The sequence below is a fragment of the Streptomyces olivochromogenes genome, from assembly GCF_021538895.1.
GTDB lineage: Bacteria > Actinomycetota > Actinomycetes > Streptomycetales > Streptomycetaceae > Streptomyces > Streptomyces olivochromogenes_A.
In genome coordinates this window covers 23,612-30,054 of record NZ_JADDRL010000113.1, presented here as the reverse complement: position 1 = coordinate 30,054, position 6,443 = coordinate 23,612, and the positions used below count along the sequence as shown (strand labels likewise).

The window sequence follows — 6,443 nt, the reverse complement described above, 5'->3', positions numbered from 1 at the left end:
GTCGGCAGCGCGAACGCCAGGGTCACGCAGCCCAGCAGCCCCACCACCGGCACCGCGCGCCTGAGCGGCGCCGGACTCAGCGTCCACGCCGAGGCGTTGGCGACGGCGTAGTAGGCCAGCACACCGAAGGAGGAGAACCCGATGGCACCCCGTACGTCCACCGTCGCGGCCACCACCGCCACGACCGCGCCGACGGCCAGCTCCGCCCGGTGCGGAACCTGGAACCGCGGGTGCACGGCCGCCAGCGCCCCGGGCAGATGGCGGTCGCGGGCCATGGCGAGCGTCGTCCGTGACACGCCCAGAATCAGCGCGAGCAGCGACCCCAGGGCGGCCACGGCGGCTCCGACCCGCACCACGGGGGCCAGCCCCGGCGCCCCGGCCGCCCGCACCGCGTCCGTCAGCGGCGCCTTTGCGTGCCCCAGAGCGTCCGCGCCCAGCACGGAGAGCGCGGCCACGGCCACGCACGCGTACACCACCAGCGCGATACCCAGAGCCAGCGGGATCGCCCGGGGAATGGTGCGCGCCGGATCCCGCACCTCCTCGCCGAGCGTCGCGATCCGGGCGTACCCCGCGAACGCGAAGAACAGCAGACCGGCGGCCTGAAGCACCCCGCCCACGCCGGACGGGAGCCCGATCCGCAGCCGCCCCGCGTCGGCCTGACCGGAGGTGAGGCACACGACCACCACGCAGGCCAGGACGGCCAGCACCACGGCCACGATGACCCGCGTCAGCCAGGCGGACTTCTGGATGCCGCCGTAGTTCACCGCGGTCAGTGCCACCACGGCGGCGACCGCCACGGCGTGCGTCTGCGCCGGCCAGACGTACGCGCCCACGGTGAGCGCCATCGCTGCGCAGGAGGCCGTCTTGCCGACGACGAACGCCCAGCCCGCGAGGTAGCCCCAGAAGTCCCCGAGCCGCTCCCGCCCGTACACGTACGTCCCGCCCGAGGCCGGGTACAGGGCGGCCAGCCGCGCCGAGGAGGCGGCGTTGCAGTAGGCCACCACGGCCGCGACGGCGAGCCCGAGCAGCAGGCCCGTGCCGGCCGCGCGCGCGGCGGGTCCCAGGGCGGAGAAGACCCCGGCCCCGACCATCGAGCCCAGGCCGACGACCACGGCGTCCCGGACGCCCAGGGTGCGGCGCAGGCTGGATTCGGAGCTCGTCATGCGCCGCACCCTACTGACCCCTGCAACCGCCCGGTGCGGGGGAGGCGTCCTGTGCATCGACACGGCACGAACAGGCGCGCGAGGGATATCCCGGAGCACAGCACGCCAGACAGGCCTGCGAAGCACAGCCGGCTCCGACGGAAATCACAGGGCCGGAACAGTGCGGACACAGCACGAGAGGGCAGGTTCACGGCATGGGCATCATCAGCTGGATCATCCTGGGACTGTTGGCCGGAGCCATCGCCAAAATCCTGCTGCCGGGCCGTGACCCCGGCGGCTTCATCGGTACGACGCTCATCGGCGTCGCGGGCGCGTTCATCGGGGGCTGGATCTCGGCCCGCTGGCTGGACCACCCGATCACCAAGAACTTCTACGACGGACCCACCTGGGCCGCCGCGATCGGCGGCTCGCTCGTCCTGCTGATCGTCTACCGCATCCTGTTCGGCAACTCGCGCGACTGAGCGCACGCGCGTCCCGCGACCGCGATCGCAACCGCGGTCACGGTCGAGGCGGGCAGGCGAGAGGGGTGGGCACCGCAGGGTGCCCACCCCTCGCCACTCCTCGGGCGCGCGCTCCGGCGAACCGCCGGAGTCACAGCGCCACCGGAATCCCGGACTACCGGTAGTTCACGAACTGCAGCGCGAAGTCGAAGTCCTGCCCCTTCAGGAGGGCGATCACGGTCTGCAGGTCGTCGCGGCTCTTGGAGCTGACCCGCAGCTCGTCGCCCTGGACCTGGGCCTTCACACCCTTGGGGCCCTCGTCGCGGATGATCTTCGCCACCTTCTTGGCGTTCTCCTGGGAGATGCCTTCCTCGATGGACGCGAAGATCTTGTATTCCTTGCCGGAGAGCTGCGGCTCGCCCGCGTCCAGCGCCTTCAGCGAGATGCCACGCTTGATCAGCTTGGACTGGAAGACGTCGAGGATCGCCTTGACCCGCTCCTCGGAGTTCGCCTGCATCAGGATCTTCTCGCCGGACCAGGCGATCGAGGCGTCCACGCCCTTGAAGTCGTAACGCTGGGAGACCTCCTTGGCGGCCTGATTGAGGGCGTTGTCGACCTCCTGCCGCTCGACCTTCGAGACGATGTCGAAACTGGAGTCGGCCATGTCCTGTGGCTCCTTGTATCGGGGTGCGTATCGGGTGCGTGTCGGCGCGCGTGGGGGTGGCCGCCGAGCCCGGCACTGGGCCGGTCCGCATCCGCACCAGCCTAGCCATCCCACGCCCCGAGAGTGCCGATCAATCGAGTGGCGAAGCACCCCTGTGCATCGGGTATTGTTTACGTCGTTGCCAGGGAGCACCGCCGAAAAGCGGTGCGATGGGGCAGCAAACCCCGGCGGTGTGCCCGAGCGGCCAAAGGGAGCAGACTGTAAATCTGCCGGCTCAGCCTTCCCAGGTTCGAATCCTGGCGCCGCCACTTTGGGGAAGACCCCCTCCACTCTGCGGAAACGCGGAGTGGAGGGGGTCTCTTCGTGTGCGCGGACAATCTTTCGGGCGGGTTCACGCAGGGTGACGTGCCTCACGCCGCGCCGCCCGGATTCCGGGGCTGTCAGGGCGTTTTGGAACCGGCGCTGAACGGCTTTCAGTGCGCGCACGAGCCTGCTTTTGCAAGTTGCCGCCTGTGCGTCTCCCGTGCCTCGCCGGACTCCGGCGGCGCGGGGCACACTGGCCTCATGTCGTCCCGTCGTAGGGCCTGTCCGGTGTGTCGTCGTGAAATCGCCGTGGTCGCGGGGCGGTTCGCGCGGCATGATCCGCCCGGGGCGCGGGAGGGCGGGGAACTCGTCTCGTGTGCCGGGTCGCGGCGGCAGGCGCAACTGGGGGCCGTCCAGCCGGCGTTGGACGGATACGCCGTGCCGGAGTTCCCCGGGCAGCTGCCTCTCTTCTGAACGTCCAACGGCCCGGGGGCAACCTCAGTTCCCGGCCACCGACTTCACCGCCACCGACACCGGCGTCGAGCCGCCGATCAACTCCAGCGTCAGGCCGGCCGTCGCCGAGGTGTCCACCAGTTCCGCCAGGACCGTGGCCACGTCGTCGCGGGTGACCGGGCCGCGCCCGGTGTGCGCCTCCAGACGGACCAGGCCCGCGCCGGGGTCGTCCGTCAGGGCACCGGGGCGCAGGACGGTCCAGTCCAGGGCGTCCAGGCCGCTGACGTACGCGTCGGCCTCGCCCTTGGCGCGCAGGTACACGTCGAAGATCTCGTCGCCCCGGTGCGCGGGATCCGCGCCCATCGAGGAGACGACCACGAAACGGCGCACGCCCGCGCGCACCGCCGCGTCCGCGAACAGCACCGCCGCGGCCTTGTCCACCGTGTCCTTCCGGGCCGCGCCACTGCCCGGGCCGGCACCCGCCGCGAAGACCGCCGCGTCTGCGTCCCGCAGCCGCTCCGCGACCTCGTCCACGGAGGCCGACTCCAGGTCGAGCACGACCGGCTCGGCGCCCGCCTCGCGAAGATCGTCGCTCTGCTCGGACTTGCGGATGATCCCCGCGACCTCGTCCCCGCGCGCGGAGAGCAACCGCTCCAGCCGCAGCGCGATCTGACCATGACCACCAGCGATGACAATGCGCATGAATCCGACCGTACGCCCGAGAAGCCGCATCCGCCGCACGACTTCAGGGCAGTCACCCGGGGGTTGTTCCGGGTGAGTTTTTGTCCTTCGCCCGGATGAGTTTCCGTCAGGACAACTCCCCGCGTCCCTGCCGGGGCAGCCCCAGTTCCGCCGCCACCGCCGAGTTGCAGTACTCCCGCACCGCGCTGGTACGGGCCACCACGCGCCCCCGGTGCACCACGATGCGGCTGTAGGCCAGGGACAGGGCGCCGGCGAGGCGGTCGCCGCGTACGGCGAGGAGTTCGGCGGGGAAGCCGGCCTCCACGCGTACCTCGGGGAGGGCGAGGGCCGCACGCGCGGAAACGCTCACCGCGTCGTAGGCGTCCTCGGGGCGCAGACCGTGGCGCGAGGCGAGGAGGAAGGCCGCCTCCAGGGGGTCGCCGCGGCCCACGGGGTTGGAGACGTCGCGCAGGGCGCCGCTGCCGGCGGCGACCCGGACTCCGGCCGCGCGCAGCAGCCGTACCGGCGCGGTACCCCGCCGCTCGACGGCGCCGCAGCCGCCCTGCGGCAGGCACACCACCGTCACCCCGGCGGCGGCGAGCTGGTCGGCGACGCGGGAGGCCGCCTCGGCGGGCAGCCGGCCCAGAGCGGCGCACGGACCGAGCGTCACGCCGGGGCGCAGGCCGCCGGCCATCGCCGCGAGCCGGGACAGGCGGGCCGGGTCGGCGGCGTCCGTGTGCAGGTCGACGGGGCAGCCGTGTTCGGAGGCGAGCTCCAGGACCGTCTCCGCATAGCCCGTGGGATCGGGGTCCAGATCCGGGCAACCGCCCACGACGGAGGCGCCCATCTTCACCGCGTCCCGCAGCATCGCGAGCCCCTCGGCGCCGGCCACCCCGGTCAGCACCCGAGGCATCGCCACCGCCGTCAGCTCGGCGAGCCCGCGCAGCGACCGCCGCGCCTGCAGGACGGCGGAGAGGGCGCCCAGCCCCTGGACGTCGCCCACGCGCACGTGTGCCCGCTGCACCGTGGCCCCGTGCCCGAGCTGCAGCAGCGCGGCCTCCGTGGCCCGGCGCTGGACGTGCTCCGGCTCGTACGAGACCGGTCCGGCGCACTCGCCGGACAGCGCGGTGTCGGCGTGGGCGTGCGGTTCGCACGGGGCGGGCAGCAGCAGATAGCCGCTGAGGTCCACGCGGGCCCCCGCGCCGCGGGCCGGTCCCGGCGCCAGGCTGCCGGCCGTACCGACCGCCTCGATGCGCCCGCCGCCCAGCCGTACGTCCACGGTCCGGCCGTCGGTGAGCCGGGCCCCGCACAGCAGGAGCGCGGCCGCGTCGGACCGACCCGAGGAGCCCGACGAGTTCGAGCCCGGCGAGTTCGGCGACGAGGGGGGCGGCTGCGGCTGGCTGTCGGGCATCGCGCTCCAGGGGCTCGGGGGTCCATCGGCTCGGATCCACCGGCTCGGGGTCCACGGCCACGGGGGCCACCGGTTCGGGGATCGGGCTCGGGGGACCCAAGATCACGGAGAGTGAGTCGAGCCTAGGGTGGGGAGGCGCGTGGGGCCGGGAGGAGCGCAATAGTCGTACCGGCGTGGTCCGCCGCGCGGCCGAGGCTCGCGCAGGTGGGGCGAACCGCCTGCTGGAGGTGCGTACGAGGCTGCCGGGAAGCCTGCTGAAGAGGCCCCGGAGGGCCGCTGGAAACGGATTTGGGTGAACGGCTGCGGACCGTGTAATGTCTTCATCGCTCGCCCCAATAGCTCAGTCGGCAGAGCGTCTCCATGGTAAGGAGAAGGTCTACGGTTCGATTCCGTATTGGGGCTCTGGTGTGAGAGGTTCCCGTCGCGAGGCGGGACCCGATCACATCAAAGCGGTGTAGCTCAGTCGGTAGAGCAAGCGGCTCATAATCGCTGTGTCACCGGTTCAAGTCCGGTCACCGCTACTGACAGTAGCCGATTGCGGGGTCGGTCCTTCGATCGGCTACTCTTTCTTGCGTTGAATTGACCCATCCGTTCGTCAAGGAGCACTCACGTGGCTGCCACCGACGTCCGCCCGAAGATCACGCTGGCCTGCGTGGAGTGCAAGGAGCGGAACTACATCACCAAGAAGAACCGGCGTAACAACCCGGACCGTCTTGAGATGAAGAAGCACTGCCCGCGTTGCAAGGCGCACACCGCGCACCGCGAGACGCGATAAATCAGGCTCGTACACGAGGCCGCCCCCGCAGTTGGGGGGCGGCCTCATGTCGTTTCACACACTGCTCAGACCAGGAGGTGCCGAGCCATGGCGCTCGACCAGTCCTTCGTGGGGCGGACCTACCCGCCCACCGAGCCCTATGAGGTGGGCCGGGAGAAGATCCGCGAATTCGCGGAAGCGGTGGGGGACGCCAACCCCGCGTACACCGACGCGGAGGCGGCCGAGGCGCTCGGCCATCCGGATGTGATCGCGCCGCCGACGTTCGTGTTCTCGATCACCTTCAGGGCCGCCGGCCAGGTCGTCGAGGACCCGCAGCTCGGGCTCGACTACAGCCGCGTGGTCCACGGCGACCAGCGGTTCGTCTACACCCGCCCGGTGCGCGCCGGAGACCGGCTCTCGGTCGTCTCGACCATCGAGTCGATCAAGTCGCTCGCGGGCAACGACGTCCTGGACGTCCGGGGCGAGGTGCGCGACGAGGCGGGCGAGCACGTCGTGACCGCCTGGACCAAGCTGGTGGCGCGCGCGGCGGACGCCGAGGGCGGGGAGGGCTGAG

8 protein-coding genes and 3 tRNA genes are annotated in these 6,443 nt (G+C 71.8%); 7 read left to right on the top strand and 4 right to left on the bottom strand.

The genetic code is table 11. The features are described 5' to 3' along the window. On the bottom strand, positions 1-1,163 hold a 1,163-nt coding region (locus tag IPZ69_RS37550; RefSeq protein ID WP_235459189.1), incomplete at its 3' end, for an APC family permease. A 194-nt stretch (positions 1,164-1,357) separates the two neighbouring features. Here IPZ69_RS37550 and IPZ69_RS37545 point away from each other — a divergent pair. After that, the gene (locus IPZ69_RS37545; RefSeq protein ID WP_235459188.1) at positions 1,358-1,624 is read left to right on the top strand and encodes a GlsB/YeaQ/YmgE family stress response membrane protein; all 267 of its coding nucleotides are present in this window, start codon (positions 1,358-1,360) and stop codon (positions 1,622-1,624) included. A gap of 154 nt (positions 1,625-1,778) precedes the next feature. On the opposite strand, the gene IPZ69_RS37540 is transcribed toward IPZ69_RS37545, so the two are convergent. Continuing rightward, positions 1,779-2,267 (bottom strand): YajQ family cyclic di-GMP-binding protein, encoded by a 489-nt coding sequence (locus IPZ69_RS37540; RefSeq protein ID WP_235459187.1) that lies wholly within the window; start codon positions 2,265-2,267, stop codon positions 1,779-1,781. A 226-nt stretch (positions 2,268-2,493) separates the two neighbouring features. Here IPZ69_RS37540 and IPZ69_RS37535 point away from each other — a divergent pair. Both IPZ69_RS37535 and IPZ69_RS37530 read left to right on the top strand, forming a co-directional pair. Further along, positions 2,494-2,575 (top strand) — tRNA-Tyr (locus IPZ69_RS37535). Between the two features lie 256 nt (positions 2,576-2,831). After that, positions 2,832-3,044, top strand: coding sequence for a hypothetical protein (locus tag IPZ69_RS37530; protein WP_235459186.1), 213 nt, complete (start codon positions 2,832-2,834; stop codon positions 3,042-3,044). A 24-nt stretch (positions 3,045-3,068) separates the two neighbouring features. Here IPZ69_RS37530 and IPZ69_RS37525 read toward each other — a convergent pair whose 3' ends face one another. Both IPZ69_RS37525 and IPZ69_RS37520 read right to left on the bottom strand, forming a co-directional pair. Further along, entirely contained in the window at positions 3,069-3,725 is a 657-nt protein-coding gene (locus IPZ69_RS37525; RefSeq protein WP_235459185.1) for an NAD(P)H-binding protein, read from the bottom strand. Positions 3,726-3,831: 106 nt separating this feature from the next. Continuing rightward, positions 3,832-5,115: an amidohydrolase family protein gene (locus IPZ69_RS37520; protein WP_235459184.1), complete on the bottom strand. Its 1,284-nt coding sequence runs from the start codon at positions 5,113-5,115 to the stop codon at positions 3,832-3,834. Positions 5,116-5,444: 329 nt separating this feature from the next. Here IPZ69_RS37520 and IPZ69_RS37515 point away from each other — a divergent pair. From IPZ69_RS37515 to IPZ69_RS37500, 4 genes are all read left to right on the top strand, one after another. Then, positions 5,445-5,517: transfer RNA gene (locus IPZ69_RS37515), tRNA-Thr, on the top strand. 46 nt (positions 5,518-5,563) lie between these two features. Next, positions 5,564-5,636, top strand: a tRNA-Met gene (locus tag IPZ69_RS37510). A gap of 89 nt (positions 5,637-5,725) precedes the next feature. Then, a complete protein-coding gene (rpmG, locus tag IPZ69_RS37505) occupies positions 5,726-5,890 on the top strand; it encodes a 50S ribosomal protein L33 (protein ID WP_006347275.1) in 165 nt (54 codons plus the stop codon). An 87-nt stretch (positions 5,891-5,977) separates the two neighbouring features. Then, positions 5,978-6,442 carry a MaoC family dehydratase N-terminal domain-containing protein gene (locus IPZ69_RS37500; RefSeq protein ID WP_235459183.1) on the top strand — a complete coding sequence of 155 codons (465 nt, stop codon included), beginning with the start codon at positions 5,978-5,980 and terminating at the stop codon, positions 6,440-6,442. Position 6,443 lies beyond the last annotated feature (1 nt).

What these genes read in the sequence shown, in the direction of transcription:
- IPZ69_RS37545 (WP_235459188.1), top strand. Translation starts at nt 1,358, where the DNA reads ATGGGCATCATCAGCTGGATCATCCTGGGACTGTTGGCCGGAGCCATC.
- IPZ69_RS37540 (WP_235459187.1), bottom strand. Translation starts at nt 2,267, where the DNA reads ATGGCCGACTCCAGTTTCGACATCGTCTCGAAGGTCGAGCGGCAGGAG.
- IPZ69_RS37530 (WP_235459186.1), top strand. Translation starts at nt 2,832, where the DNA reads ATGTCGTCCCGTCGTAGGGCCTGTCCGGTGTGTCGTCGTGAAATCGCC.
- IPZ69_RS37525 (WP_235459185.1), bottom strand. Translation starts at nt 3,725, where the DNA reads ATGCGCATTGTCATCGCTGGTGGTCATGGTCAGATCGCGCTGCGGCTG.
- IPZ69_RS37520 (WP_235459184.1), bottom strand. Translation starts at nt 5,115, where the DNA reads ATGCCCGACAGCCAGCCGCAGCCGCCCCCCTCGTCGCCGAACTCGCCG.
- IPZ69_RS37500 (WP_235459183.1), top strand. Translation starts at nt 5,978, where the DNA reads ATGGCGCTCGACCAGTCCTTCGTGGGGCGGACCTACCCGCCCACCGAG.